21 protein-coding genes are annotated in these 26,058 nt (G+C 72.7%); 12 read left to right on the forward strand and 9 right to left on the reverse strand.

Going from position 1 to position 26,058, the window contains the following annotated elements:
• Positions 1-273: 273 nt before the first annotated feature.
• On the reverse strand, positions 274-2,190 hold the full coding sequence (gene typA / locus ACIQFU_RS17025) for a translational GTPase TypA (RefSeq protein ID WP_402552234.1): 1,917 nt from the start codon (positions 2,188-2,190) through the stop codon (positions 274-276).
• A 143-nt stretch (positions 2,191-2,333) separates the two neighbouring features.
• Positions 2,334-4,610, reverse strand: a complete 2,277-nt coding sequence (locus tag ACIQFU_RS17030) for an ABC transporter family substrate-binding protein (protein WP_402552236.1) — start codon at positions 4,608-4,610, stop codon at positions 2,334-2,336.
• A gap of 301 nt (positions 4,611-4,911) precedes the next feature.
• On the opposite strand from ACIQFU_RS17030, the gene ACIQFU_RS17035 reads away from it, so the two are divergent.
• The 4 genes from ACIQFU_RS17035 to ACIQFU_RS17050 are packed head-to-tail and all read left to right on the forward strand — an operon-like array spanning position 4,912 to position 8,821.
• Complete coding sequence (locus ACIQFU_RS17035) at positions 4,912-5,202, forward strand: hypothetical protein (protein WP_007444465.1); 291 nt, start codon at positions 4,912-4,914, stop codon at positions 5,200-5,202.
• Between the two features lie 57 nt (positions 5,203-5,259).
• Positions 5,260-6,096, forward strand: a complete 837-nt coding sequence (locus ACIQFU_RS17040; RefSeq protein ID WP_402552238.1) for a hypothetical protein — start codon at positions 5,260-5,262, stop codon at positions 6,094-6,096.
• Positions 6,096-8,045 carry a fumarate reductase/succinate dehydrogenase flavoprotein subunit gene (locus tag ACIQFU_RS17045; RefSeq protein ID WP_402552240.1) on the forward strand — a complete coding sequence of 650 codons (1,950 nt, stop codon included), beginning with the start codon at positions 6,096-6,098 and terminating at the stop codon, positions 8,043-8,045. Before ACIQFU_RS17040 ends, ACIQFU_RS17045 begins: the two co-directional genes overlap by 1 nt.
• Entirely contained in the window at positions 8,042-8,821 is a 780-nt protein-coding gene (locus ACIQFU_RS17050) for a succinate dehydrogenase/fumarate reductase iron-sulfur subunit (RefSeq protein ID WP_402552241.1), read from the forward strand. Before ACIQFU_RS17045 ends, ACIQFU_RS17050 begins: the two co-directional genes overlap by 4 nt.
• Here the strand turns inward: ACIQFU_RS17050 and ACIQFU_RS17055 are convergent.
• The 7 genes from ACIQFU_RS17055 to ACIQFU_RS17085 form a co-directional block, all read right to left on the reverse strand.
• Complete coding sequence (locus tag ACIQFU_RS17055; RefSeq protein ID WP_402552243.1) at positions 8,818-9,948, reverse strand: glycoside hydrolase family 18 protein; 1,131 nt, start codon at positions 9,946-9,948, stop codon at positions 8,818-8,820. The genes ACIQFU_RS17050 and ACIQFU_RS17055 overlap by 4 nt on opposite strands.
• A gap of 240 nt (positions 9,949-10,188) precedes the next feature.
• Positions 10,189-12,819, reverse strand: coding sequence for a SpoIIE family protein phosphatase (locus tag ACIQFU_RS17060; RefSeq protein ID WP_402552245.1), 2,631 nt, complete (start codon positions 12,817-12,819; stop codon positions 10,189-10,191).
• A 299-nt stretch (positions 12,820-13,118) separates the two neighbouring features.
• Positions 13,119-13,559: an ATP-binding protein gene (locus ACIQFU_RS17065; protein WP_402552246.1), complete on the reverse strand. Its 441-nt coding sequence runs from the start codon at positions 13,557-13,559 to the stop codon at positions 13,119-13,121.
• A 55-nt stretch (positions 13,560-13,614) separates the two neighbouring features.
• On the reverse strand, positions 13,615-14,046 hold the full coding sequence (locus ACIQFU_RS17070) for a (deoxy)nucleoside triphosphate pyrophosphohydrolase (protein WP_402552248.1): 432 nt from the start codon (positions 14,044-14,046) through the stop codon (positions 13,615-13,617).
• A gap of 32 nt (positions 14,047-14,078) precedes the next feature.
• Positions 14,079-14,270: an SPOR domain-containing protein gene (locus tag ACIQFU_RS17075; RefSeq protein WP_402552249.1), complete on the reverse strand. Its 192-nt coding sequence runs from the start codon at positions 14,268-14,270 to the stop codon at positions 14,079-14,081.
• Between the two features lie 402 nt (positions 14,271-14,672).
• Positions 14,673-15,425 (reverse strand): GntR family transcriptional regulator, encoded by a 753-nt coding sequence (locus tag ACIQFU_RS17080; RefSeq protein ID WP_373902627.1) that lies wholly within the window; start codon positions 15,423-15,425, stop codon positions 14,673-14,675.
• A 147-nt stretch (positions 15,426-15,572) separates the two neighbouring features.
• Positions 15,573-16,706 carry a DUF4190 domain-containing protein gene (locus tag ACIQFU_RS17085; RefSeq protein WP_402552250.1) on the reverse strand — a complete coding sequence of 378 codons (1,134 nt, stop codon included), beginning with the start codon at positions 16,704-16,706 and terminating at the stop codon, positions 15,573-15,575.
• A gap of 185 nt (positions 16,707-16,891) precedes the next feature.
• Here ACIQFU_RS17085 and ACIQFU_RS17090 point away from each other — a divergent pair, with 185 nt between their 5' ends.
• The 8 genes from ACIQFU_RS17090 to ACIQFU_RS17125 all read left to right on the forward strand — a co-directional run bounded on the left by ACIQFU_RS17090 (position 16,892) and on the right by ACIQFU_RS17125 (position 25,972).
• The gene (locus ACIQFU_RS17090) at positions 16,892-18,436 is read left to right on the forward strand and encodes a DHA2 family efflux MFS transporter permease subunit (protein ID WP_402552251.1); all 1,545 of its coding nucleotides are present in this window, start codon (positions 16,892-16,894) and stop codon (positions 18,434-18,436) included.
• Positions 18,437-19,103: 667 nt separating this feature from the next.
• Positions 19,104-20,150, forward strand: a complete 1,047-nt coding sequence (locus ACIQFU_RS17095) for a ketoacyl-ACP synthase III family protein (protein WP_402552253.1) — start codon at positions 19,104-19,106, stop codon at positions 20,148-20,150.
• A 156-nt stretch (positions 20,151-20,306) separates the two neighbouring features.
• Positions 20,307-21,578 carry a beta-ketoacyl-[acyl-carrier-protein] synthase family protein gene (locus ACIQFU_RS17100; protein ID WP_402552255.1) on the forward strand — a complete coding sequence of 424 codons (1,272 nt, stop codon included), beginning with the start codon at positions 20,307-20,309 and terminating at the stop codon, positions 21,576-21,578.
• On the forward strand, positions 21,575-22,795 hold the full coding sequence (locus ACIQFU_RS17105) for a ketosynthase chain-length factor (protein ID WP_402552257.1): 1,221 nt from the start codon (positions 21,575-21,577) through the stop codon (positions 22,793-22,795). The genes ACIQFU_RS17100 and ACIQFU_RS17105 overlap by 4 nt, the downstream gene beginning before the upstream one ends.
• Complete coding sequence (locus ACIQFU_RS17110; RefSeq protein WP_402552258.1) at positions 22,792-23,925, forward strand: acyltransferase domain-containing protein; 1,134 nt, start codon at positions 22,792-22,794, stop codon at positions 23,923-23,925. The genes ACIQFU_RS17105 and ACIQFU_RS17110 overlap by 4 nt, the downstream gene beginning before the upstream one ends.
• Positions 23,895-24,686, forward strand: coding sequence for an SDR family NAD(P)-dependent oxidoreductase (locus ACIQFU_RS17115; protein WP_402552260.1), 792 nt, complete (start codon positions 23,895-23,897; stop codon positions 24,684-24,686). The genes ACIQFU_RS17110 and ACIQFU_RS17115 overlap by 31 nt, the downstream gene beginning before the upstream one ends.
• A gap of 54 nt (positions 24,687-24,740) precedes the next feature.
• A complete protein-coding gene (locus ACIQFU_RS17120) occupies positions 24,741-25,682 on the forward strand; it encodes an aromatase/cyclase (RefSeq protein ID WP_402552261.1) in 942 nt (313 codons plus the stop codon).
• A gap of 26 nt (positions 25,683-25,708) precedes the next feature.
• Positions 25,709-25,972: an acyl carrier protein gene (locus ACIQFU_RS17125; RefSeq protein WP_402552263.1), complete on the forward strand. Its 264-nt coding sequence runs from the start codon at positions 25,709-25,711 to the stop codon at positions 25,970-25,972.
• The last annotated feature ends 86 nt before the right edge of the window (positions 25,973-26,058 follow it).

Raw genomic sequence — 26,058 nt, forward strand, 5'->3', positions numbered from 1 at the left:
CAGAAGAACCGACCACCGTCTTTAAATCTCAATTCAGTCACAGCTGCGGGGTAGATCTTCCAAAATCTGGACAAACCGTTCGGGACGAGAAGACCGCGAAACGGACGTGTTACATGGCTATCGGGCGGCGATCTCCGCGTTTCGGACACAAGGGGGTGCCCGGAGGGTCGCGAAGGGGCGTCCGGCACTCGGAAAACCGGTTGAAAAAAGCCCGGGCGCCCCCATGATGGGGGCACCCGGGCTCCGCTGTGTGCCGCCTGGGCGGCAGGCGGGTCAGCCGTGCTTGGCGCGGCTCGCGGCGCGGGCGCGCTCGCGGGCGTCCAGGTTCACCTTGCGGATGCGAACGGCCTCCGGGGTCACCTCGACGCACTCGTCGTCCCGGCAGAACTCCAGCGACTGCTCCAGCGAGAGCTTGCGCGGCGGCACGATCGCCTCGAACGAGTCGGCCGAGGACGACCGCATGTTGGTGAGCTTCTTCTCCTTGGTGATGTTCACGTCCATGTCGTCGGCGCGGGAGTTCTCGCCGACGATCATGCCCTCGTACACCTCGGTGCCGGGGTCCGTGAAGAGCACGCCGCGCTCCTGGAGGTTCGTCATCGCGAACGCGGTGACGGCGCCGGAGCGGTCGGCGACCAGCGAGCCGTTGTTACGGGTCGTCAGGGTGCCGAACCAGGGCTCGTGGCCCTCGTGGATGGAGTGGGCGATGCCGGTGCCGCGGGTCTGGGTGAGGAACTCCGTCCGGAATCCGATCAGGCCGCGGGAGGGGACCACGAACTCCATGCGGACCCAGCCCGAGCCGTGGTTGGACATGTTGTCCATCCGGCCCTTGCGCACGCCCATGAGCTGCGTGACCGCGCCCATGTGCTCCTCGGGCACGTCGATCGTCATGCGCTCGACGGGCTCGTACGTCTTGCCCTCGACCTCCTTGGTGACGACCTGCGGCTTGCCGATCGTCAGCTCGAAGCCCTCGCGGCGCATCTGCTCGACCAGGATGGCCAGCGCCAGCTCGCCGCGGCCCTGCACCTCCCAGGCGTCCGGGCGCTCGGTGTCCAGGACGCGGAGCGAGACGTTGCCGATCAGCTCGCGGTCCAGGCGGTCCTTGACCTGGCGGGCGGTGACCTTGCGGTCCTTGACGACCGCCTTGTTGTCGGCGCCCTTGCCGGTGGCGCCGCGGCCGACCAGCGGGGAGGTGTTGGTGCCGATGGTCATGGAGATCGCGGGCTCGTCCACCGTGATCAGCGGCAGCGGGACCGGGTTCTCCACGTCGGCCAGGGTCTCGCCGATCATGATGTCCGGGATGCCGGCGACCGCGCAGATGTCACCGGGGCCGGCCTTCTCGGCGGGCTTGCGGGTGAGCGCCTCGGTCATCATCAGCTCGGAGATCCGCACGCTCTGCACGGAGCCGTCGCGCTTCATCCAGGCGACGGTCTGGCCCTTCTTCAGCTCGCCCTGGTGCACGCGCAGCAGCGCGATGCGGCCGAGGAAGTTGTCGGCGTCCAGGTTGGTGACGTGCGCCTGGAGCGGGGCGTCCTCGTCGTAGGTGGGCGCCGGGATGTGGTCCAGGATCGTCGAGAAGAACGGCTCCAGGCTGGTGGAGTCGCTCGGGACCGTGCCGTCGTCGGGCTTGGTGAGGGAGGCGACGCCGTCCCGGCCGCAGGCGTAGACGATCGGGAACTCGATCTGCTCCTCGTCGGCGTCCAGGTCGAGGAAGAGGTCGTAGGTCTCGTTGACGACCTCGTCGATCCGGGCGTCCGGGCGGTCCGTCTTGTTGATGCAGAGGATGATCGGCAGCCGCTGGCTGAGCGCCTTGCGCAGCACGAACCGGGTCTGCGGCAGCGGGCCCTCGGAGGCGTCCACGAGCAGCACCACGCCGTCGACCATCGACAGACCACGCTCGACCTCGCCGCCGAAGTCGGCGTGGCCGGGGGTGTCGATGATGTTGATGGTGATGACGTCGCCGCCATCCTTCGGGTGGTACTTCACCGCCGTGTTCTTGGCGAGGATCGTGATGCCCTTCTCACGCTCCAGGTCGTTCGAGTCCATCATGCGGTCGTCGACGCCTTCGAGCTGGTGCGCGGCGAAGGCACCGGCCTGCTTGAGCATTCCGTCGACGATCGTGGTCTTGCCGTGGTCGACGTGGGCAACGATGGCGACGTTGCGGATGTCGTGACGCGTTGTGGACGCGGTCATATGAGGCGTACTCCCGGAGGGTGTGAGGACGGCCGTCGCGGACGTCCGTGTCACGCGGGCCTGCCGGGCGGTACATGCCACGGCCTCACCCAATGGTACGGGGCTCCGGAGACTGCGGCTTGCCGGGAGGGTTCGGGACGGCTTCAGGACGACGGAGAGGGCGAGGCGGGGGCGGAGGGCCGGGAGCCCTGGGCGCCCTTCTCGAGGAAGCCCATGTCCTCGTAGACCGGCGTCTCGAAACCGAAGGCTCCCGCGTTGGCGAGGTTCTTGCGGGCCGCCGTCAGCTGGGGGCGCTGGTAGAGCGGGATGGAGCCGGCCGCCGCCCAGATCCGCGAGTCGGCCTTGCGCAGCAGGTCACGGGCCTCCTTCCGGTCCAGGGTGGCCATGGCCCGGTCGAAGAGCTGGTCGACCTGGTCGGTGCCGACCCGGGTGTAGTTCTGGGCGACGTTCAGCGAGCCGTCGGCGGCCGGGACCGGCTTGGCGTAGATGGGGCGGGCGTCGGTGGCCGGGAAGGCGGAGGCGGGCCAGGAGTAGAGCGCCAGGTCGTACTCGCCGGCGGCGATGTGGTCCTTGAAGTAGCTCTCGTCCGGCACCTTGGTGATCTCGGTGCCGATGCCGATCTCCTTCAGCATGTCCGTGACGCGGTCGGCCACGGTGCGCAGGGTCTCGGAGCCGGGGCCCGAGGGAAGCACGAAGCGCAGGGTGAGCGCCTTGCCGTCCTTGGCGAGCGGGGCCGCCGCCGAGCCGGCCGGGGCCGCGGTGCCCTTCGGGGCGTATGCGCCGGGAGCGCCGCCCTGGGCGGTGTTCTTGCCGCTGCTGTGCTTCTCGCCACTCTCCCGGTCGACGCCGTCCTTGGCGTCGCCGCCGTCGTCGTTCTTGCCGTCCCCGCGCCTGTCGTCCCCGCTCTTGTCGTCCTCGCCGACGATGTAGGTGCCGTCGTCGCCCTCGGACTTCTTCTCGTCCTTCTTGTCGTCGTCCTTCTCGGCCTTCTTGTCCTTCTCGGCGCCGGCCGCCTTCTCCCCCTCGTCGGTCTTCTTCACCGGGCCGCCGGGCACCCACCCGGCGTCCGCGAGCAGGGCCCGGGCCTCCTTGGCGTTCTGCTGCCCCAGCGCGCCGCTGCCGTCGGCGTAGGCGGGCTGGCCGGACAGGGCGAGGTGGCTGCCCACGGGCTCGGCGGGCAGGCCGAGCGGCTTCAGCACCGCCTCGGCCAGCTTCCGGCGGTCCAGGGCGCGGGCCACGGCCCTGCGGACGCGCTCGTCGGCGAGGGGGCCGTCGGAGCCGTTGAGGGCGAGCTGGGTGTAGGCGGGCTCCAGCGACTTGCGGACCTCGAAGCCGCTCAGCGCCTTCTGCCGGCGCTGGGCCTTCGCCTCCGTCTCGCGGCGCTCCTCGCGGGCGGTGGTCTCCTCCTCGGCGGCCTCCTCGTCGGAGCCGTTGGCGACGGCCCAGGAGCGCAGCGCCTCGGCGGCGGACCTGCCCTGCGGGCCCGCGGCCGGGGAGCCCTGCGGCCCCATGAGCGGGGTGCCGGTGGCCGGGTCCTCCGGCGCCGCGGCCAGGGTGACCTCGTCGGCGGTCTCCGGGTCGATCTCCGCGAGGTCGAGCTTGCCGGCGACGAGCTCGGAGACCCGCTTGTCGCGGGGCACGGCGCGCAGCACGATCTCGTCCAGCTTCGCCGGCTCGCCCCACCAGCGCGGGTTGCCGGTGAGGACGACCTGGTCGCTCTTGGTGTCGACCTTCTTGACCGTGAAGGGCCCGGCGGTGACCTTGAGCGAGCGGCGCGCGCCGTCGTTGAAGGCGTCCGGGGTGCCCGTGACGTCCTTCGGGTACAGCGGCGAGAACAGGGCCTTCCAGTCGGCGTAGGGCCGGCTGAAGGTGACCTTGACCTCCAGGTCGTTCGCGCCGCGTTCGATCTTCTCGATGCGGTCGTAGCCGGCGTTGCGGGCGGTCCAGTAGGCGCTGTCCTTGCCGGACAGGGCGCGCCACTGGGCGGCGAAGTCCGCGGCGCCGATCTCCCGGCCGTCGCTCCAGACGGCCTGCTGGTTCAGCTTGTAGACGACGACCTGCTTGGGCTCGGTGTCGACGACCTCGGCCGACTCCAGGTAGTCGGCGTTGCGCACCGGGCTGCCCGTCTCGTCCGTCCGGTACATCGAGGGCAGCACGGCCTGCGCGACGCGGGTCGTCGTGGCGTCGGCGTCCGACTGGAAGGCGTTCAGCGTGTCCGGTACGGAGTCCACGGCCCAGCGCAGGGTGCCGCCGTCGGAGATCCGGGCGCGGTTCGCGGCGGCGACGTCCTGTTCGGCGAGCGGCTTGCCGGCCGGGTCCTCGGAGGTGCAGCCGGCCAGCGCGGGGACCGCGAGGACACCCGCGGTGAGAAAGGCGACCGAACGCATGACCGCGCGCGGTCCGACGCCGACGTGGGACATCTCTGCTACCTCCGGAAGGCCGCGTTTGCGGTATTTGCGGTATTCAAGTTGATCATTTGTATCCGGACGGGGATGCGGCCACTGAAGGGGAAACGGTTCGGCCACACTGGGAGACACGGCGACGACGGTGCGTAACCTCACCCGTCCGGCTCAACGCCACCCGCCACGCACCGGCGCGCCCCGGCCAATCGCTGCACATCCCTTCCCAGCGGCCAGTGTGACGCGCGACACTCTCAGGCGCATGAGCGTCGCTCCCAGACTCGGCCGCCGCTGCCGTGTCCGACGGAAGTGAGGTCACGTCTTGTCCGTGCACGACGATCTGTCATCCGTGCAGCGCAGCCTCGACGAGCTGTCCCGGACGGTGACCCGGCTGGAACAGCAGCTGGGCAGCGGTGACCTGGAGGTCCGCCGGGTCCGCACCGACGCCGACCACCTGCGCGAGAGCCTCGCGCTGCTGCGGGCGGCGGCCGCCGCGCCGGACGCGCCCAGGCGTCCGGACCTCGTCCCGATCCCCGACACGCCGTACGACGGCTCGCTGTGGACGGACTCGGACGACGAGGGGCTCGGCGCCCGCGACCGCCGCGCCCCCTAGGGCCTGCTCCGCGGACTCGAGGCGCCCTCAACCGACCCGACCGACCGGAGTCGCCCAGTGGCAACTGGTACCGAACCTCCAGCCACCGAAGACCGTCCCCCGGGCGGTGGCGTCCACACCCCGACGCGCGCCGCCATCCGCGCCCCGCACCTGCGCACCGACCGCTGGTGGCTGGCACCGGCCGCCACCGCGGCGGGCCTGCTGGCCTTCGTCGTCTACTCGACCTGGCGGGCCTTCGCGAACGCCGACTACTACGCGGCCCCCTACGTCTCGCCCTTCTACTCGCCCTGTCTGGCGGAGAACTGCGAGCCGATGCGCTCGGGGCCCAACTGGGAGCTGTTCGGCACCTGGTGGGGCGTCTCCCCCGCGATCATCATCCTGATCTTCCCGCTCGGCTTCCGCCTGACCTGCTACTACTACCGCAAGGCCTACTACCGGGGCTTCTGGGCGTCCCCGCCGGCCTGCGCGGTGGCCGAGCCGCACAAGAAGTACACCGGCGAGACCCGCTTCCCGCTGATCCTGCAGAACGTCCACCGGTACTTCTTCTACGCGGCGCTCCTGGTCGCCGGCATCCTCAGCTACGACACCGTGCTCGCCTTCCGCGACGAGCACTACGCGTGGGGCCACATGGGGCTCGGCACCCTGGTGTTCCTCGCCAACATCGCGCTGATCTGGGCGTACACCCTCTCCTGCCACTCCTGCCGGCACATCGTGGGAGGCAAGCTCAAGCACTTCTCGCGGCACCCCGTGCGCTACCGGACGTGGCAGCTGGTCGGCAGGCTCAACGCCCGGCACATGCAGCTCGCCTGGGCGTCGCTGGTGAGCGTGGCGCTCGCCGACTTCTACGTGTATCTCGTCGCGTCCGGCGTCTTCGACGATCCGAGGTTGTTCTGATGTCCGTGGTCGACCGGCAGGAATGGGACGTCGTCGTGGTGGGCGCGGGCGGGGCCGGGCTGCGCGCCGCGATCGAGGCCCGTGAGCGCGGCGCCCGTACGGCGGTGATCTGCAAGTCGCTGTTCGGCAAGGCGCACACCGTGATGGCGGAGGGCGGCATCGCCGCCTCCATGGGCAACGTCAACTCCGGCGACGACTGGCAGGTCCACTTCCGCGACACCATGCGCGGCGGCAAGTTCCTCAACCAGTGGCGGATGGCCGAGCTGCACGCCCAGGAGGCGCCGCAGCGCGTGTGGGAACTGGAGACCTGGGGCGCGCTGTTCGACCGTACGAAGGACGGGCGGATCTCGCAGCGCAACTTCGGCGGCCACGAGTACCCGCGTCTCGCCCATGTCGGCGACCGCACGGGTCTGGAGCTGATCCGCACCCTCCAGCAGAAGATCGTCTCGCTCCAGCAGGAGGACTTCCGCGAGACCGGGGACCACGAGTCACGGCTGAAGGTCTTCCAGGAGTGCACGGTCACCCGGGTGCTCAAGGAGGGCCGGAAGGTCTCGGGCGTCTTCGGCTACGAGCGCGAGACCGGCCGCTTCTTCGTCCTCAGGGCGCCCTCGGTGGTGATCGCCACCGGCGGCATCGGCAAGTCGTTCAAGGTGACGTCGAACTCGTGGGAGTACACCGGCGACGGCCACGCGCTGGCGCTGCTGGCCGGGGCGCCGCTGCTGAACATGGAGTTCGTGCAGTTCCACCCGACGGGCATGGTCTGGCCGCCCTCGGTGAAGGGCATCCTCGTCACCGAGTCGGTGCGCGGCGACGGCGGGGTGCTCAGGAACTCCGAGGGCAGGCGGTTCATGTTCGACTACGTCCCCGACGTCTTCAAGGAGAAGTACGCCGAGTCGGAGGAGGAGGGCGACCGCTGGTACGACGACCCGGACCGCAACCGGCGTCCGCCCGAGCTGCTCCCCCGCGACGAGGTGGCCCGCGCGATCAACGCCGAGGTGAAGGAGGGCCGGGGTTCGCCGCACGGCGGGGTGTTCCTCGACGTGTCGACCCGGATGTCCGCCGAGGTGATCCGGCGCCGGCTGCCGTCCATGTACCACCAGTTCAAGGAGCTGGCGGACGTGGACATCACGGCGGAGGCGATGGAGGTCGGGCCCACCTGCCACTACGTCATGGGCGGTGTCGCCGTCGACTCCGACACCGCCGCCGCCCGCGGGGTGCCCGGACTGTACGCGGCCGGCGAGGTGGCCGGCGGCATGCACGGCTCCAACCGGCTGGGCGGCAACTCGCTGTCCGACCTGCTGGTGTTCGGGCGCCGGGCGGGACGGTACGCGGCCGAGTACGCGGCGGGCCAGGCGGAGGACGACGCGCGTGCCCGGGTCGACGACGCGCAGGTCGACGCCGCCGCCGCGGAGGCGCTGCGGCCGTTCTCCGCCGAGACGCGGGAGCCCGACGCCGGGCCCCCGGAGAACCCGTACACCCTCCACCAGGAGCTCCAGCAGACCATGAACGACCTGGTCGGCATCATCCGCCGCGAGGCGGAGATGAAGCAGGCCCTGGAGAAGCTGGCGGAGCTGCGGGTGCGCGCCCGCCGGGCCGGGGTGGAGGGGCACCGGCAGTTCAACCCGGGCTGGCACCTGGCCCTGGACCTGCGCAACATGCTGCTGGTCAGCGAGTGCGTGGCGCGGGCCGCGCTGGAGCGGACCGAGTCGCGCGGCGGCCACACCCGCGAGGACCATCCGTCGATGGACCGGCGCTGGCGCCCGGCCAACCTGATCTGCTCGCTGGCCGACCCGGACGGCGACCTCGCGGCGACGGACCCGCAGCGCGGCCGGATCGCCCTGGAGCGGCAGACCACCGAGCCGATCCGGCCCGACCTGCTCGCCCTCTTCGACAAGGAGGAGCTGGTGAAGTACCTCGCCGACGGGGAACTGGAGGGCCGGTCCGAATGAGCGGCTACGAGGCCCGGTTCAAGGTGTGGCGCGGTGACGTGGAGGGCGGCGGCCTGGAGGACTTCGCGGTCGAGGTCAACGAGGGCGAGGTGGTCCTCGACATCATCCACCGCCTCCAGGCCACCCAGGCCCCCGACCTCGCGGTGCGCTGGAACTGCAAGGCGGGCAAGTGCGGTTCGTGCTCGGCGGAGATCAACGGGCGGCCCCGGCTGCTGTGCATGACCCGGATGTCCGTGTTCACCCGCGAGGAGACGGTCACCGTCACACCGCTGCGCGCCTTCCCGGTGATCCGGGACCTGGTGACCGACGTCGGGTTCAACTACACCAAGGCCCGCGAGGTCCCGGCCTTCGTGCCGCCCGCCGAACTCGGGCCGGGCGAGTACCGGATGATGCAGGAGGACGTGGACCGCTCGCAGGAGTTCCGCAAGTGCATCGAGTGCTTCCTGTGCCAGGACACCTGCCATGTGGTCCGCGACCACGAGGAGAACAAGCCCGCCTTCGCGGGCCCGCGCTTCCTCATGCGCGTCGCCGAACTGGACATGCACCCGCTGGACGCCGCCGGTGACACCGGCCTGGACCGGTCGCGCGCCGCCCAGGACGACCACGGCCTCGGCTACTGCAACATCACCAAGTGCTGCACGGAGGTCTGCCCCGAGGGCATCCGGATCACGGACAACGCGCTGATCCCCCTGAAGGAGCGGGCCGTCGACCGCAAGTACGACCCGCTGGTGTGGCTGGGCTCGAAGATCGGACGCCGGTTTCGGGACGGGTCCTAGCCGACCCAGCCGTCCCGGTACGACGTCCAGTCCTCCTCCGTGGCCGCGAAGTCGATGTACGCGGCGACGCCGAACCGCTCGCGGTCGGCGTCCGTGCGGGACAGGCCCAGGCGGACGCCGCGGACGGCGGCGGCGACGGTCTCCGCGCGGTTCCAGTGGCCGAAACGGTTCTCGTGGTAGAAGGGCAGGCCCATCAGGAGGTGGGTGGTGGGCGGGGTGACCTCCAGGGCCAGTGAGGTCTGCTGGGCGACGTAGCCGCCGTACAGGCTCTCCAGGGGCTGCATCGTGTCGTACGACATGACGGCGATCTGGTCGACGCGGCGGGCGACCCGGCCGAAGTACTCCTGGGACCACCACTTGGGGTGTCCGGCGACCGTGCCCCAGAAGGAGTGGAAGCCCGGCAGCGGGTCGATCTGGTGGGCGGCGACGGAGAGTTGCGCGTCGTGGGCGCGGGTGACGGCTCGGACGTCGTCCAGGAGGGAGAGGTAGTCGTCGTCACCCGAGTGCAGCGGCTCCAGGTCGAGGTGCACGCCGTCGTAGCCCGCGTCCAGGACCTGGCGGGCCGAGTCGACGACGGCGGCGCGGGTGGCGGCCTTCTCCAGGCGCATGCCGTCGGGGCTCTCGGTGGCGAGGACGTCGCCGAGGAAGGCCTGGACGCGGACGCCGGGCAGCTCCCGGTGCACGGCGTCGATGAGCCAACGGGCCCTGGGGTAGAGGGACTCGGGCAGCGTGCCGTCGTGTTCCATCGGGCCGGTGTGGACGTACAGGTCGCGGATTCCGGTGGTCTTCAGCTCCCGGGCCAGGGCCGTGAGGTCCGCGTCCTTCTTGCGGCCGTCGACCCAGGCGTGGCCGAGCCAGATCGCGTCGCGGTCGCGGGTGGTGGTGCCGGCCGCGGGGTCGCCCGTGTAGTTGATGCGGAGGGCGGTCTCCGCGGCGAGGAGGGGGACGAGGAGGATGAGGAGGACGGCGAGGGCGATGCGGCGGGTGCGGCGGAGCCGCCCTTTCTTTTTTGTCCTCCCACCCGCACCAGCCGGGCTGCCTTCGTTGCCGGGTGCGGCCGGCCCCTGCGGGGGCTGATCGCCGTCGGCGGCTACCCGTTCCGTCTTTCCCGGCTCCGTGTCCTCCACGGTGTCCCCTCCCTGTGGCCCGCCCCGGTCGCGGTGGCCGGGCGGCACGCATACGCTCCGAGCGTGTTGCCACCGGGGACGAGTCGAACCGGTGTTCCGGTTGCGGTCAGGGGTGTGTGGCGATGATCTCCGCCGATCTGGTGCCGCCCCTGGTCACGGCCGGGGCGGCCCTGCTGCTGGCCGGGTACGGGCATGTGCGCCGCACCCGGCGGACCCGGAACCGGACGACGCCGGGCCGGGTCAGAACAGGCTCAGCAACGCCTCCGCCGGGTCGGTGAGCTGGGTGTCGGCGCCCGGCAGTGGCAGTTCGAACCAGACGGTCTTGCCACGCGGCGTACGGCGTGAGCCCCAGGCCGCGCTGAGCAGGCCGACCAGTTGCAGACCGCGGCCGCCCTCGTCGGTGTCGCGGGCGCGGCGCCGGCGGGGCTGGACCAGACCGGAGTCCCAGACCTCGCAGACCAGGGTGCGGTCGAGGAGGAGGCGGAGCCTGATCTCGCCCTCGCCGTAGCGGAGCGCGTTGGTGACGAGTTCGCTGACGAGCAGTTCCGTCGTGTCGACCAGCGGCTCCATGTCCCAGGCGAGCAGCTGGGCGCGGGCGTACTCGCGGGCCCGGCCGACGCTGCGCGGCTCGCGGGGCAGGGTCCAGTCGCCGACCGAGTCGCTGGGCAGGCCCTGGACGCGGGCCATCAGCAGGGCGATGTCGTCCTCGCCGTGGTGGCTGTCGAGGGTGTTGAGGACATGGTCGCAGACGTCCTCCAGGGGCTGGGCGGGGTCGGTGAGGGCACCGACGAAGGCCTGGAGTCCCTCGTCGAGGGGGTGGTCGCGGCTTTCGACCAGTCCGTCGGTGTAGAGGGCGAGCAGGGCGCCCTCGGGCAGTTCGACCTCCACTTCCTCGAAGGGCTCCCCGCCCACGCCGAGCGGCAGGCCCGGCGGTACGTCCAGCATCAGCGCGGACTCGCCGGGCTCGACCAGGACGGGCGGCAGGTGGCCCGCGTTGGCGAAGGTGCAGCGCCTGGTCACCGAGTCGTAGACGGCGTACACGCAGGTCGCCAGGTAGACCTCGGACAGGTCGGCCTCGCGGGGGCGGCGGGCGGCCCGGGTGGCCTGCTGGACGCCTCCCGGGGCGCCGAGACCGCGGGCGATCTCGTCCAGCTGGGCGAGCACCTCGGCCGGTTCGAGGTCGAGCTGGGCCAGGGTGCGTACGGCGGTGCGCAGTTCGCCCATCGCGACGGCGGCGCGCAGGCCGCGGCCCATGACGTCGCCGACGACCAGCGCGGTGCGGTGCCCGGGGAGTTCGATCACGTCGAACCAGTCGCCGCCGACCTCGCTGGCCCGGCCGGTGGCCGCCTCGCCGGGCAGGTAGCGGCAGGCGATGTCGAGTCCGGAGGCCTCCGGGTCGCCGGGCGGGAGCAGGGAGCGTTGCAGGATCAGCGCGCGTTCGTGTTCGCGCCGGTAGAGGCGGGCGTTGTCGATGCAGACGGCGGCGCGCGCGGCCAGTTCCACGGCGAGGTCGCGGTCTCGGTCGCCGAACGGCTCGCTGCCCTTGGTGCGGGCGAACTGGACGAGTCCGACGACCGTGTCGTGGGCGACCATCGGCACGGCCAGCGTGGACTGCACGAGGCCGCCGTCCTCGGCGGGGACGGCACGCGGCCGGGCGGTGCGCAGGGCGTCGGCGCAGGGCGAGTTGAACGGGTAGTGGTGGACGGCGCCGAGCTTGACCCGCTCGCCGGTGCCGAGGAACGGGGCGTCGGAGACGGCGCTGGAGAAGGCGACACGGCGCAGTTCCGCGCTGCCGTCGGCGAGACCGGGCGGGGTCTCGTCGCCGGCCAGCAGGCCCTGGTAGAGGTCGACGGTGGCCAGGTCGCAGAAGCCGGGGACGACGACGTCGAGCAGTTCGCGGGCGGTGGTCTCCAGGTCGAGGGAGTTGCCGATGCGGGCGCCGGCGTCGTTGAGCAGGGCGAGGTTGCGCCGGGCGTTGGCGGCCTCGCGGGCGGCCTGGCGGCGGGCGGTGATGTCGGTGCCGAGCCAGGCGACGCCGATGGGCCGACCGGAACCGCTGTGCACGCGGTAGAGGTTGACGGACCAGTGCCGGCGTTCCTCGGAGCCCGGCACGAAGCCCGTGACGTGCATGTCGGTGATGGAGTCGCCGGTCTCCAGCACCCGGCGCAGGGTCGCGGAGACCCGGTCGGCCTCGGCGCGCGGCAGGTAGTCGTGGACGCCCTTGCCGCGGTGGTCGTCGGGGGTGCCGCCGAAGATGGAGGCGAACCGCTGGTTGGCGCGGCGCACCGTCAGATCGGGGTCGATCAGCAGGAAACCGAAGGGAGACTGGCCGAATATGGCCTGCGAGGCGGCGAGGTCGGTCTCGATGCTGCGCAGGACGCGGACGTCGACGACGATGCAGACGGCGGCCTTCTCCCCGTCCTCGGTGCGCGTCGGCATGACGTACACCTCGGCCAGCCCGCGCTGTCGGCGCCGTCCGGTCGCGCGCGGTCCGGGTTCGGCGCCGCCGACCGGCGTCCGGAAGTCGTCCGGTGTCCGGAAGGGGACCACGCCGGTCCACTCCCGGCCGTCGAGGATCTCGGTCATCTTGCGCTGGCCGCGCTCGCGCAGGTCGGGGTCGACGAAGGTCTCGATGGGGTCGGTGCCCACGGCGTCTTCCGCCCGGATGCCGAGCAGTTGCTCCGCCCGCAGGCTCCACTGGTCGACGAGCCCGTCGGGACCGATGGAGAAGGAGGCGACCTTGATGTAGTCGTAGATGGAGCCGGGCGGGCTGCTCTGCCACACCGCGTCACCGAGTGGCGCGTCTTGCGACGGGCCCCCGGACTCCGTGGACTCCGTGGGCTCCTCGGCCCTCGCTGGTATCTCGCTCACGCGAACCGTCCCCTCCAGCTCACCGCGTCCGGCACCGGTCACCGGAGGCGGCTGCCCGCAGTATCCAGCACTACGGCGCCGCACGACACGGTGTTCACGATCACAGCACGGTCCCGATGGTTTTCGGTCCGGACCGTGACAACACTTCCAGTCTTCTAACCAGCGGACACGGCATCGAATCACGCTCATCCACAACTGCCACCGGCCTGAACCGGTTGACGGCCGGAGTCAGGGTCGATATCGGTACATTCCGGGCGGCGGTCGGCGCGGCGGCAACGGTGCGTCACGAGGCCGTCGCATCAGTGGGGCAGGGTGAGTTCGAACCACACCGTCTTGCCCGCCTCGCCGGGGCGGGTCCCCCAGCGGTGGGCGGCGGACGCGACCAGTTGCAGGCCGCGACCGTCCTCGTCCTCGGGGCGGGCGACGCGCTCGCGGGGCGGGTCGGGCAGCGGGTCGGACACCTCCACCAGCAGGACGCCGGCGTCCCCGGCGGGGTCGCCGCGCACCAGGCGGAGACCGATGGGCCCGGTGGCATGCCGCAGGGCGTTGGTGACCAGCTCGCTGACCAGCAGGGCGGCGATGTCCCCGACGCCGTCGAGCCGCCACTCGTCCAGTGTGCGGCGGACCAGGGAGCGGGCGGTCCGCACGGCGTCCGGTGCCGCGGGGAAGACCCACTCGGCACAGTCGCCCTGGTTGTCGCTCACGCCGATCACTTCCCCGGCCGGCAACCCCCATCGCATCCCTTTTCATGGGGTTAATGGGCACATACCCTTTATCCGGGCTCGGTACCGCCGATCAGGACGCGGTACCGCGCGTCACGCCTCCCGCGTCTGGTCCCAGGCGGGCGAGCACCCCCTCGACGGCGGGTACGTCCTGCTCGAGCCAGGGCACGTCCCAGACCTGGGCGGGGGTCAGCCAGCGCAGGTCGTCGTGGTCCTGGAGGGGTTCGGGGGCGGCCGAGCCGGGGAGCAGGCGGGCGGTCCACACCTGGAGGACGAACGGCGCCCGCAGGGGCCACTGACCCGGGACGCGCTCACCGACCCCGGCCGTCACCCCGAGTTCCTCGCGCAGTTCGCGTACGAGCGCCGCCTCGGGTGTCTCGCCCGCCTCGACCTTGCCGCCGGGCAGCTCCCACCGCCCGGCCAGTTCTGCGGGGGCGCTGCGGCGTGCGGCGAGCAGACGCCCGTCGTCGACCAGGGCGGCGCCCACCACGATCCGTTCCGTCATGCGCCGGAGCCTACGGGGTGTCCGGGGGCGGGTCAGTCCGCCGTACCCGGGCCGGCCGCGCCGAGCCTCTCGACCCAGTAGAGCTGCTGGTGTCCGCGACCGTCGAGGGTGTCCGCGATCTCCTGGGCCTCGGCCCGGGTCGCGTACCTGCCCACGCGGTAGCGATTGCCGTTGTCGTCCTGCCGGAAGACCAGCCAGGGAAGAGTGACCGTGCTGTCGTTCATCGCGCCCCTCCACCTCCCGTTCCCGCCGCCCACGTCATTCGCCGCGCCCCGCCCGCAAAGGAAACCGCAGTCCGCATATGCCCGAGCCTACGCCCAACCTTCACGGAGCGAATACGGCTTTGCACAAAGAGGTACGCAACCAGCCAGAACGCAGGGGGCGCACGATGCGGAACGCGCCGTCTCCGCACACCGATGCCTCCGGTCACAGGCATGGCGAGATCGAGGAGGCGACCTGCGGGAACGGCCGGATTCCGGCGCCGGAGGGCGGGCGCCCAGGGGCCGGCGGAGGTGCGGGCGGGTGTGCGTGCTCAGGAAACGAGCACGGGAGGCGCACGACGGGCGTGCGCCGACTCACACCGTGAGGCCGCGTGAACTGCCCCGGGCGGGGCGCCGCTTGACGGGCTACCGGACGGGCAGGTGGTACGCCACCCGGTACCGGTCGGCCGGGACGACCACGTCGGCCGTCTCCACCGCGCGCCCCGAGGCGTAGAACGTGCGCTGGATGACCAGCACCACGTGCCCCGGTACGCCGCCCAGCGCCAGCAGTTCCTCGGCGAGGCCGGGGCGGGCGCCGACCTCCTCGGTGACGTTGTCGACGACGACGTCGATGGCGGCCATCCGCTCGACGACGCCCATACCGCCGAGCGGCCCCTCCTCGGGCAGCATCACCGGCGTGCGCCCGGTCAGGTCCAGCGGCTCCCAGGAGGTGGAGAGCATCACGGCCTCACCGGCCTCCCGGAAGACGTACCGGGTGCACATCACCCGGTCACCGGGCTTGATCCCGAGCCGCTCGGCCACGGCACCGCTCGCCTCGGCCTGCTCGCTGCGCGATTCCCAGGTGCCGCGCGCGTCGCCGTCGGCCTGCTCCTGCCGGAAGGGCGTGGCGCCACCGGCCGGCCGGTACCCGGAGCGGGCGACGCGCCTCGGGACGGGCCGCTCGCGCACGTAGGTTCCGGAGCCGGAGCGGCCCTCGACCAGGCCCTCGGCCATCAGCACCTTGCGCGCCTCCAGGGCGACGGTGTCCGAGACGCCGTACTCCTCGCGGATCCGCGCCTGGGACGGGAGGCGGGTATGGGGCGGCAGCAGGCCGTCGGCGATCTTCTTGCGGAGATCACCCGCGACACGCAGATACGCCGGCTGCTCACCGAATGTCACTGGCCGCTCCCATCAGGTTGTACAGACAGCAACAGCGTGGCAACCGTAGGTTTGCCCAGGCAAGTAAAGGCCAGAGAATCACTCGATGTGATGACTTGTGGGGCCCGAGGGCTTTACGCAGGCACTTTCTCCCCGTTATGGCTGCTCTCACACCTCAAGGCGGGTGTCGTCTCCCCCGCCGTCGCCGCCGCTCTCGTGGTCCGGCGCCGTGGTGGCCAGGCCCAGAGCCTTGCGGGCGGTGACGGTGGTGTCGGCCACCACGAGGTCGTAGCCCTTGCCGTAGTGCTCGTAGAACGCGTCGAGGTCGGCCGCCTTCGCGGCCAGGCCCCACTCCTCCCGCGCCGCCCGCAGGTCCCCGGTCAGCTCGGCGACCGGGCGCTCGGCGCCGGCGGACCAGCCGTGCCCGTCCAGCACCGCGATCTCTCCCCGGAGCGCCTCCGAGACCCGCCCCGCCCAGACCCGGTAACCGGCGAAGTCGTCCTCGACGGCCTCCGCCGCGGGCACCTCGTCCATGGCCCGGTTCAGGTGGCCCTCCGCCAGCAGGTACGTGTGCTGGTCCGGGTCGAGCCGTGCGCCGTCGTTGCGCAGCGAGCCGGTCAGCGTGTCCCGCTCGTCCGTGTTCCCGAACAGACAGGTGATCTCGCGGTCGCCGGTACGCCAGCTCGCGGCGGTCGGGGTCAGGTAGTACACGTCGACGTCGTCCGACAGCGCCCACCGGTCCATCGCGTAGGCGTCCTGGAGGGCGTAGCAGCGGTCGTCGGCGGCCCGCGTGATCTCCCGGTCGCCCGGGTAGGAACCGTCCGGCAGGGCGAAGGAGGCGAACACCTCGCCGTCGTGCGCCTTTTCGCAGGGCACCTCGTCGACGTCGTACGTCACCCCCTGCAGGGAGCCGCCCGGAGTGGTGAAGCACTGGCCCTTCTCCAGGGAGTAGGCGGTGTCCTCGCCGCGCGCGGCGTCCCGGAAGCCGTCCCAGAGGTCGCCGGCGGCGCCCGTGGAGAGCGTCAGCACCCACAGGGCCAGCCCCACGGAGGACAGTACGGATCCGGCCACCGCGAACCCCTTGCCGCGCTCGCCCCGCCTGCGGATCCGGGCCAGCGCGACGAGTCCCAGCACGAGACCGACGGCCGGCACGAAGCACAGGACGCCGAGCACGAACGCGGCGATGGCGAGCCCGTTGACGGGAGCCTGCCGGGGATACGGCGGGAGGGGGTGGCCCCACTGCGGAGGACAGGGCCCCTGCGGGTACTGCCCCCGGGGTCCCGGCGGTGGCGGCATGGACACGGGTTCATGGTAAGCGGGGCACGCGCGGCGGCGGCACGCGGGCGCGTCCGGCAGGTGCGGTGAGCGGCCCGTACGGCGGCCCGGACGGCCGGTTCTTCAGAGCTTCTCCACCCCTGCGCTATCCGCTGCCGTGACTCTCCTGTGCGGAACGCCCCGCACCCCACAGCGAGAGAGGACCTACGGCGATGGCAGCCACCGACGCAGCAACACCCGGCTCCGTGGAGACCCGCGGCCATCCGGGACGCACCGCCACGGTCACCTCGGTGGCCGTGTTCATGGTGTCCCTGGACAACCTGGTGGTCACGACCGCCCTTCCGAAACTCCGGGAGAGCCTGGACGCGAGCCTGGCCGGGCTGGAGTGGACGGTCAACTCCTTCACCCTCGTGTTCGCCGTGCTGCTGCTGTCCGCCGCCGCGGTCGCCGACCGCTTCGGACGCAAGCGGCTGTTCGCGATCGGCATCGGCGTCTTCACGCTCGGCTCCGTGCTCTGCGCGCTCGCCCCCGGCATCGAACTGCTCGTCGCCGGGCGGGCGGTGCAGGGCGTGGGCGCCGCGATCGTGCTCCCGCTGACGCTGACCCTGCTGTCGGCGGCCTACCCGCCCCAGCAGCGGGGTGCGGCCCTCGGCATCTGGGGGGCGGTCGGCGGTCTCGCCGTGGCGCTGGGCCCGGTCGTGGGCGGCGTGGTGATCAATTATCTGTCCTGGCAGTGGATCTTCTGGCTCAACGTGCCGATCGGGGTGGCACTGCTGGCCCTGACGCCGGGCTGGCTGACCGAGAGCCGCGGCGAACGCAAGCCGCTGGACGTCGTGGGCACGCTGCTGGGCTGCCTCGCCGTACTCGGGCTCGTCTTCGGCCTGGTCGAGGCCAACTCCGCGGGCTGGGGCAGCGTCCGGGTCACGGGTGCGCTCACGCTCGGCGCGGTGGCGCTGCTCGCCTTCCTCGGCTGGGAGCACCGCACGCCGGCGCCGATGCTGCCGCTGCGCTTCTTCCGCAACCGGGGCTTCAACGCGATCAACGGTGTGTCGCTGCTGATGTACTTCGGCATGTTCGGGTCCATCTTCCTGGTCATGCAGTACGTCCAGACGGTCCAGGGCGCGTCGCCGCTCGGGGCGGGGCTGCGGCTGCTGGCCTGGACCGGTATGACCCTGATCGCGGCCCCGATCGGCGGGGTGCTCTCCGACCGGATCGGCGGCCGGCCGATCGTGCTGACCGGCATGGTGCTGCAGGCGGCGGGGCTCGTGGTCATCGCCCTGACGGTCACGGAGTCCTCCGGGTTCCTGACGCTGCTGCCGGCCTTCGTCCTCAACGGCCTCGGCATGGGCCTGTACTTCGGCCCCGCGGCCAATCTCGCGCTGGGTGCGGTACGGCGCACGGAGGAGGGCATCGCGTCCGGGGTGAACAACACCATCCGGGAACTCGGCGGCGTGTTCGGCGTGGCCGTGCTCAGCGCGGTGTTCGCCGCGCGGGGCGGCTACGAGAGCGGGCACGCCTTCGTCACCGGTATGCGGGCGGCGGTCTGGCTGGGAGCGGGCGCGGTGGCCGCGGCCGCGGTGTGGTCGCTGTGGCTGGGCGGACGCACGCCCGGGTCCGGGACCGGCGCGGACTCCGGGCCGGCCGGCACCGACGCGGAGTTCTCCGGCGGCGCCGCCACGACGCCCGCCCCGGCGGCGACCGGGCCGGTGCCCGACACCGCCGCCGCGGCGGAGTCCCCGGTCGGCCTGCGCGGCTGACCACGGAAGCCCTCCGGGCGACCACGGCCCTGCGGTGCCCCCCCCGGGGGCACGGCAAGCGGACCCACGACCGCCGGACGGAACGGACTCGACGGCGGGGCAGTTCGCCCCGCCTCCGGTAGCACACCCCGACGGCTACGGCAGGCCGCCCGGGACACCCCTGGGCCCCGGAGCGACCGAAGCAACCGAAGCCTCCAGAAGACCCGAGCACCGACAAGTGCCCCTGGAGAACCCGGGGTCCGGAAAGGCCCGGGATCGCAGGAGCCCGGGGGCGCGGAAGCCTGAGGTTCGTACGGGCCGTAGGTCCCGGCGGTCGAGGTCGCGGAGCCCCAGGGGCGCGATTCCGGAGGAACCCGGGTCCGGAGAAACCGGGGTCCGGAGAAGCCCCAGGTCCGAAAGGGCCCGAGGCAGGGGGCCGGGAGTCACGAGGGTCGGGGGCCGGAAGCACCGGGATCCGGAAGGACCCGGGATCCGGGATCCGGAAGGACCGTAGGTCCACAGCCCGGGACCGGTGAGAACGCGAGGTTCGGAAGGGGGGGGTCCCACAGCCCGGGACCGTGAAAGTCCGGGGCCCGGAAGGGCCGGAAGAGCCAGGTCTCCCGGGACCGGGGCGGGTGGCAGGGGTGGGGTTGTGCGAGTGCGAGGAGGAGGTTCAGGTGAGGTTGGGATGAGGTACGAACAGGACGTTTTTGTCGCCGGTGTCGCCGGTGTGCTGCCCCCGCTCCACCCGGTGCGGGAGGCCGTGGCGGCGGGCCTGCTCGACGAGCGGACGGCACGCCAGACGCGGATGGAGAGCGTCGCCGTGTCGCAGGGCGCGGCGGGACCGGAGCTCGCTGCCGAGGCCGGGCGCGCGGCGCTCGCGCACGCCGGGCTCGGTGCCGTCGACCTCGATCTGCTGCTGCACGCGAGTGTGCACTACCAGGGCCACGACCTGTGGCCCCCCGCCTCGTACGTGCAGCGGGCGGTCCGCGCCGACGCCTGCCCCGCGATGGAGATCCGGCAGATGTCCAACGGGGGGATGGCCGCGCTGGAGCTGGCCGCCGGCTTCCTGCTCGGCGGCGGTGACCGGTCCGCCGCGCTGCTCACCGCGGGCGACCGGTTCTGCGCCCCGGCCTTCGACCGCTGGCGCTCCGACCCCGGCACGCTCTACGGCGACGCCGGCGCCGCCCTCGTCCTGTCCCGCCGTTCCGGATTCGCCCGGCTGCTGAGCCTGGCCACGGTCTCCGACCCGGAACTGGAAGGCATGCACCGGGGCGACGATTCCTTCGGCGTCGCCCCGTTCGACCGGCGCCCCGTGGTCGACCTGGAGGCGCTCAAGCGCGCCTACGTCACCCGCAACGGCATGTCGTTCTGCGTGATCCGGGTCTCCGCGGGACAGCGCGCCGCGCTGAAGAACGCCCTCGCACAGGCCGACGTGGAGCTGGAGCAGATCGACCTGTTCGTCCTGCCCCACCTCGGGCGACGGCGGCTCGACGCGGCCTTCTTCCAGCCGTTCGGCATTCCCTTGGAGCGCACCGTCCTCGACTGGGCCGGCACGGTCGGACACCTCGGCGCCGCCGACCAGTTCGCCGCGCTCGCCCACCTGGCCGCCGAGGGCCGGCTGACCCCCGGGCAACTGGTCCTGCTCGTCGGCGTGGGAGCCGGGTTCACCTGGTCCTGTGCCGTCCTGCGGATCGTCGACACCCCGCCCGCACCGGCCGCTCCCGAGGCCTGAGTCCCCTCCTCCCCCACTGCGTCCCACCCTGCCCTCATGCCACCTCCCCCCACGCCGCAGCCGCGGCCGGCCCGACGACGCGCGCCTCCGCGCGCCCGCACCAGCGGAAGGACTGAGCAACATGAGACGGATCCAGCACCGAACGGCGGTGCGCCGATGACCCGCCGCGTGGTGATCACCGGCATGGGAGCGGTCGCGCCGGGCGGCGTGGGCCTGAAGGCCTACTGGGAACTGCTGACCGCGGGCCGCTCCGCGACCCGCACCATCACCCACTTCGACGCGTCGCCGTTCCGTTCCCGCGTCGCCGCCGAGGTCGACTTCGACCCGCGCGCGGCGGGACTCGGCCCGCAGGAGATCCGACGGCTGGACCGCGCCGCGCAGTTCGCGGTCGTCAGCGCCCGCGAGGCGCTCCAGGACAGCGGTCTCGACCCGGCCGCGTACCCCGATCCCGGACGGATCGGCACCACGCTGGGCAGCGCGGTGGGCTGCACCACCAGCCTGGAACGCGAGTACGTCGTCGTCAGCGACGGCGGGCGCACCTGGGAAGTCGACCACGAGTACGCCGTACCGGCCCTCTACCGGCACTTCGTGCCCAGTTCGATGGCGGCCGAGGTGGCCTGGCAGGCCGGTGCCGAGGGTCCCGCCGCCGTCGTCTCCACCGGCTGCACCTCCGGCCTGGACGCCCTCGGCCACGCGGCGGAACTCGTCCGGGAGGGTTCCGTGGACGTGATGATCGCCGGTGCGACGGAGGCGCCGATCTCCCCCATCACCGCCGCCTGCTTCGACGCCATCCACGCCACCACCCCGCGCAACGACGACCCGGAGCACGCCTCCCGGCCGTTCGACCGCACCCGCAACGGACTGGTGCTCGGGGAGGGCGCGGCCGTACTCGTCCTGGAGGAGCTGGAGAGCGCGCGCCGCCGCGGCGCGCACGTGTACGCCGAGATCGCCGGGTACGCCTCGCGCTGCAACGCCTATCACATGACGGGCCTGAAGCCGGACGGCGTGGAGATGGCGGAGGCCATCGACCGTGCCCTCCAGGAGGCACGGCTCGCACCCGAGGACGTCGACTACGTCAACGCGCACGGCTCCAGCACCAAGATGAACGACCGGCACGAGACGGCCGCGTTCAAGCGGAGCCTCGGGGCGCACGCCCACGACGTGCCGGTCAGCTCCGTCAAGTCGATGATCGGGCACTCGCTGGGCGCGATCGGCGCCCTTGAGATCGCGGCCTGCGCGCTCGCCATCGAGCACGACGTCGTCCCGCCCACCGCCAACCTGCACGAACCCGACCCGGACTGCGACCTCGACTACGTACCGCTGACCGCGCGGGACCACGACACCGACGTGGTGCTCAGCGTGGGCAGCGGGTTCGGCGGGTTCCAGACGGCGATGGTGCTCGCCGCACCGGACAGGAGGCAGCCGTGAGAGCCGTCGTGACCGGGCTCGGTGTCGCCGCGCCGAGCGGCCTCGGCACCGGGGCCCACTGGAAGGCCGCGCTCGACGGGCGCGGCGGAATCGGCCCGGTGACCCGCTTCACCGCGGACTCGTACCCCACCCGGGTCGCCGGCCAGGTCGACGGGTTCGAGCCCGCCGAGCACCTGCCCAGCCGGCTGCTGCCCCAGACGGACCACATGACACGGCTCGCGCTGGTGGCCGCGGACGAGGCCCTCGGCGACGCGGGCGTGGACACCGCCTCGCAGGACGCGTACGGCATGGGTGTGGTCACCGCGGCCTCAGGCGGTGGCGTGGAGTTCGGCCACCGCGAGCTGCAGAACCTGTGGAACCGGGGCAAGGAGTACGTCAGCGCCTACCAGTCCTTCGCCTGGTTCTACGCCGTCAATACCGGCCAGATCTCCATCCGGCACGGGCTGCGCGGCCCCAGCGGGGTGCTGGTGACCGAGCAGGCCGGCGGTCTGGACACCCTGGGGCAGGCCCGGCGGCATCTGCGCCGCGGGACACCGCTGGTCGTCGCCGGCGGGGTCGACGGGGCGCTGTGCCCCTGGGGCTGGGTGGCCCAGGTGTCCACCGGGCAGCTCAGCACGGTGGACGACCCCGGCCGGGCGTACCTGCCGTTCGCGCCCGGCGCACCGGGTTACGTGCCCGGCGAGGGCGGTGCCCTGCTGGTCGTCGAGGACGCCGAGGCGGCCCGCGCCCGCGGGGTGCACCGGGTGTACGGGGAGATCGCCGGGTACGCGGCCACGCTGGACCCGCGTCCGGGTTCCGGGCGGCCTCTCGGGCTGGAGCGCGCGATCCGCACCGCCCTGGCAGACGCGGGTGTCGCACCGGGTGACGTGGACGTGGTGTTCGCCGATGCGTCCGGGGTCGTCGGGCGGGACCGCGCCGAGGCCGCCGCGCTGGCCGCCGTGTTCGGGCCGGGCGGCGTACCGGTCACCGCGCCGAAGGCGGGCACCGGCCGGCTCTTCGCCGGTGGCGGGGCGCTGGACGCGGCGACCGCGCTGCTCGCCCTGCGCGACGGGGTGGTCCCGCCGACGCCCAACGTGTCGCGGGCCGACCCCGATTACGGCCTCGACCTGGTCACGGGCGCCGCCCGGGAGCTGCCGCTGCGCACGGCGCTGGTGCTGGCCCGCGGCGACGGCGGCTTCAACAGCGCCGTGGTGCTGTGCGGGGGCGGGGCACGATGAGCGCCCTCGCGGAAGCCGACGCGGGAGCGGGAGGCGGCGCCGTGCCTTCGGTGGCCGTCCTGCTGCCGGGCCAGGGCTCGCAGTACCCGGGCATGCTGCGCGGGCTGTACGGGACCGAGCCGGTGTTCACCCGGACCCTGGACGAGGTGTTCGAGCTGCTCGGCGAGGAGGGCGCGCGGACCAGGGACGACTGGCTGGGCGACACCCCGGCCGTCCCGCTGGACGACGTGCGCCGGGCCCAGCCCCTGCTGTTCGGGCTGGACGTGGCGCTGGGCACGCTGCTCACCTCGTGGGGGGTGCGGCCCGCCGCCTATCTCGGGCACAGCGCCGGTGAGTACGCGGCCGCCGTGCTCGCCGGGATCATGAGCCTGGACGACGCCGTGGACGTGCTGGCCGCGCGGGTGGAGTCCCTGGCCGGGGCCCCGCCCGGCGGCATGGTCGCGGTGGCGGCGAGCGCGGCCCAGGTCGCGCCCCGGCTCACCGCGCAGGTCGTGGTGGCCGCCGTGAACGCGCCGTCCCAGGTGATGCTGGCCGGTCCCGACCCGGACCTCGGCGAGGTCACCGCGGCGCTCACCGAGGACGGGACGCCGTGGATGCCGGCCAAGGCCACCACCGGGTTCCACAGCCCCTCGGTGGCGGGTGCCTGCGCGGCGACCGTACCCGCCTACCGGCGGATATCCCTGCGTGCGCCGCACACCCCGGTGGTGTCCGGGTACACGGGGCGGGAGCTGGCCGAGCCCCTCGTGTGCGAACCGCGGTTCTGGGCCATGCAGCCCTCCCGGCCCGTGCACTTCGGCGCGGCACTCGGTCATCTCCTGGGGCCGCGGGGGCCGTTGGGAGACGGACCGTTCGTGCTGGTGGAGGCCGGGCCGGGGCAGGGCCTGTCGACCGTCGCGCGCCGCCATCCCGCCGTCGCCCGGGGCGCCGGCACGGTCGTCCCGCTCTCCCCGGCGCGGGCGGGAGCGGAACGCGACCGCGCCCAGCTGGCCGAGGCCGTCCGCCGGCTGCGGCCGGCCGCCGCCCCCGCCCTCCTTCCGGCCGCCTCCGCCCGCCCCGCCCGCCCCGTTGCTTCCACCCCCGTTCGAGGAGAGGACCCGTCATGGACACCAGCCGACGCCGTGCGGCACTGATCACCGGCAGCACCAGCGGAATCGGCCTGGCCTGCGCCGAGCTGCTGGCCGAGCAGGGACACGCGGTGTTCCTGTGCGCCCGCGGCCAGGAGGACGTGGACACGGCCGTGGAGAAGCTGCGCGCCGACGGCCACGAGGCCGCGGGCGCGCGGGCGGACGTGACCTCGAAGCAGGACGTCAAGGACCTGGTGCGGGCCGCCGTCGACCGGTTCGGCCCGCTGCACGTCCTGGTGAACAACGCCGGCCGCGGCGGGGGCGGCGTCACGTCCGAGCTGTCCGACGCGCTGTGGGAGGACGTCATCGAGACCAACCTGAACGCCGTCTTCCGGGTCACCCGCGAGGTGCTCACCAGCGGTGGCATGCTCGACCGCGGGGCCGGTCGCGTGGTCAGCATCGCCTCCACCGGCGGCAAGCAGGGCGTGGTGCTCGCGGCCCCCTACTCGGCGTCGAAGCACGCCGTCGTCGGCTTCACCAAGGCCCTCGGACTCGAACTCGCCCAGGCCCGCTCGGGCATCACCGTGAACGCGGTCTGCCCGGGGTACGTGGAGACGCCGATGGCGGACCGGGTGCGCCGCGGGTACGCGGAGCACTGGGGCACCACCGAGCAGGACGTCCTCCAGCGCTTCCAGGCGAAGATCCCGCTCGGCCGTTACTCCACCCCGCAGGAGGTCGCGGGCCTGGTCGGCTACCTCGCCTCGGACACCGCGGGCTCCATCACGGCGCAGGCCCTCAACGTCTGCGGCGGCCTCGGCAACTACTGAGCCCCGGGCGCCCGCCGCTTCCCCTCGTCGTTCTGCCCCTGGAAGGAAACACCCGTGCAAACGATCCATCACACCCGCCACGAAGTACTCACCAGTGCTCCGCCGGACCGCGTCTTCGCCCTGGTGGCCGACGTGACCGGCTGGCCCCAGGTGTTCGGCCCCACGGTGCACGCCGAGGTGTCCAAGGGGAAGGAGGGGGAACAGCTGCTGCGCATCTGGGCGTTCGCCAACGACGAGGTCCGGTCCTGGACCTCGCGCCGCACCCTGGACCGGTCCGCCGGAACGGTCGCCTTCCGCCAGGTGGTCTCCTCGCCGCCGGTCGCGGGGATGGGCGGCGAGTGGCGCGTCGAGGCCGTCGGCGACGCGACCCGGGTGGTGCTGCTGCACGACTACAGCGTCGTCGACGACGAGCCGGAGGCGGCGGCCTGGGTGGCCAGGGCGGTGGAGCACAACAGCGAGGCCGAGCTGGCCGCCCTGCGCGGCGCCGCCGAGACCGCCGTGCAGCGGCCGGAGCTGACGTTCTCCTTCAGCGACAGCGCGGAGATCCAGGGGTCCGCCGACGACGTGTACGCCTTCCTCGACCGCGCCGACGCCTGGCCGCAGCGGCTGCCGCACGTGGCCGCCGCGCGCTTCACCGAGGAGCCGGGCGGCATCCAGGTACTGGACATGGACACCCGCGGCCCGGACGGCTCGGTGCACAACACCCGCTCGGTGCGGGTGAGTTTCCCCGACCGGGGCCTGCTGGTCTACAAGCAGCTCAAGGTCCCGCCCGTCATGACCGGCCACACCGGCCGCTGGACGGTCGAGCAGCACGGCGACACCGTCACCGCCACCTCCTGGCACACCGTGAGCCTGGACCCGGCCGGAGTCCGGGAGCAGCTCGGGGCGGACACGACCACGGCCCAGGCGAGGACGCTGGTGCGCCACGCCCTCGGCACCAACAGCTCCACGACGCTCAGGTACGCGAAGGAGTACGCCGAGCAGCGTCGCGGCTGAACAGCGAACACTACGGAAGGATCGTCATGGAACACCTGACCCTGAACCAGCTGCTGGACATCCTGCGCGACTGCGCGGGCGAGGAGGAGGGCGTGGACCTGACCGGGGACGTGCTGCACACGCCCTTCACGGACCTCGGCTACGACTCGCTGGCCCTGCTCCAGGCCACCGGGCGCATCGAGCGCGACCTGGGTGCGGCGCTGCCCGACGACGTCGTCGCCGAGGCGGAGACGCCGTACCAGTTGCTGGCCGTCGTCAACGCGACGCGCCCCGTGCAGGCCGCCGCCTGACCCGGCCCCCCATGCCGCCGCCCGCCCACCGTTCGGATTCGGATGGGCGGGCGGCGGCATGCGGCTTGTGGCGTGTGCGGCCGGTG

Source organism: Streptomyces sp. NPDC093065 (genome assembly GCF_044754585.1).
Classification (GTDB): Bacteria; Actinomycetota; Actinomycetes; order Streptomycetales; family Streptomycetaceae; genus Streptomyces.

Excerpts from the sequence above, each read along its gene's own strand:
- typA (WP_402552234.1), bottom strand. The coding sequence starts at position 2,190 with ATGACCGCGTCCACAACGCGTCACGACATCCGCAACGTCGCCATCGTT.
- ACIQFU_RS17030 (WP_402552236.1), bottom strand. The coding sequence starts at position 4,610 with ATGTCCCACGTCGGCGTCGGACCGCGCGCGGTCATGCGTTCGGTCGCC.
- ACIQFU_RS17045 (WP_402552240.1), top strand. The coding sequence starts at position 6,096 with ATGTCCGTGGTCGACCGGCAGGAATGGGACGTCGTCGTGGTGGGCGCG.
- ACIQFU_RS17050 (WP_402552241.1), top strand. The coding sequence starts at position 8,042 with ATGAGCGGCTACGAGGCCCGGTTCAAGGTGTGGCGCGGTGACGTGGAG.
- ACIQFU_RS17065 (WP_402552246.1), bottom strand. The coding sequence starts at position 13,559 with ATGCGATGGGGGTTGCCGGCCGGGGAAGTGATCGGCGTGAGCGACAAC.
- ACIQFU_RS17070 (WP_402552248.1), bottom strand. The coding sequence starts at position 14,046 with ATGACGGAACGGATCGTGGTGGGCGCCGCCCTGGTCGACGACGGGCGT.
- ACIQFU_RS17075 (WP_402552249.1), bottom strand. The coding sequence starts at position 14,270 with ATGAACGACAGCACGGTCACTCTTCCCTGGCTGGTCTTCCGGCAGGAC.
- ACIQFU_RS17090 (WP_402552251.1), top strand. The coding sequence starts at position 16,892 with ATGGCAGCCACCGACGCAGCAACACCCGGCTCCGTGGAGACCCGCGGC.
- ACIQFU_RS17095 (WP_402552253.1), top strand. The coding sequence starts at position 19,104 with ATGAGGTACGAACAGGACGTTTTTGTCGCCGGTGTCGCCGGTGTGCTG.
- ACIQFU_RS17100 (WP_402552255.1), top strand. The coding sequence starts at position 20,307 with ATGACCCGCCGCGTGGTGATCACCGGCATGGGAGCGGTCGCGCCGGGC.
- ACIQFU_RS17110 (WP_402552258.1), top strand. The coding sequence starts at position 22,792 with ATGAGCGCCCTCGCGGAAGCCGACGCGGGAGCGGGAGGCGGCGCCGTG.
- ACIQFU_RS17115 (WP_402552260.1), top strand. The coding sequence starts at position 23,895 with ATGGACACCAGCCGACGCCGTGCGGCACTGATCACCGGCAGCACCAGC.
- ACIQFU_RS17125 (WP_402552263.1), top strand. The coding sequence starts at position 25,709 with ATGGAACACCTGACCCTGAACCAGCTGCTGGACATCCTGCGCGACTGC.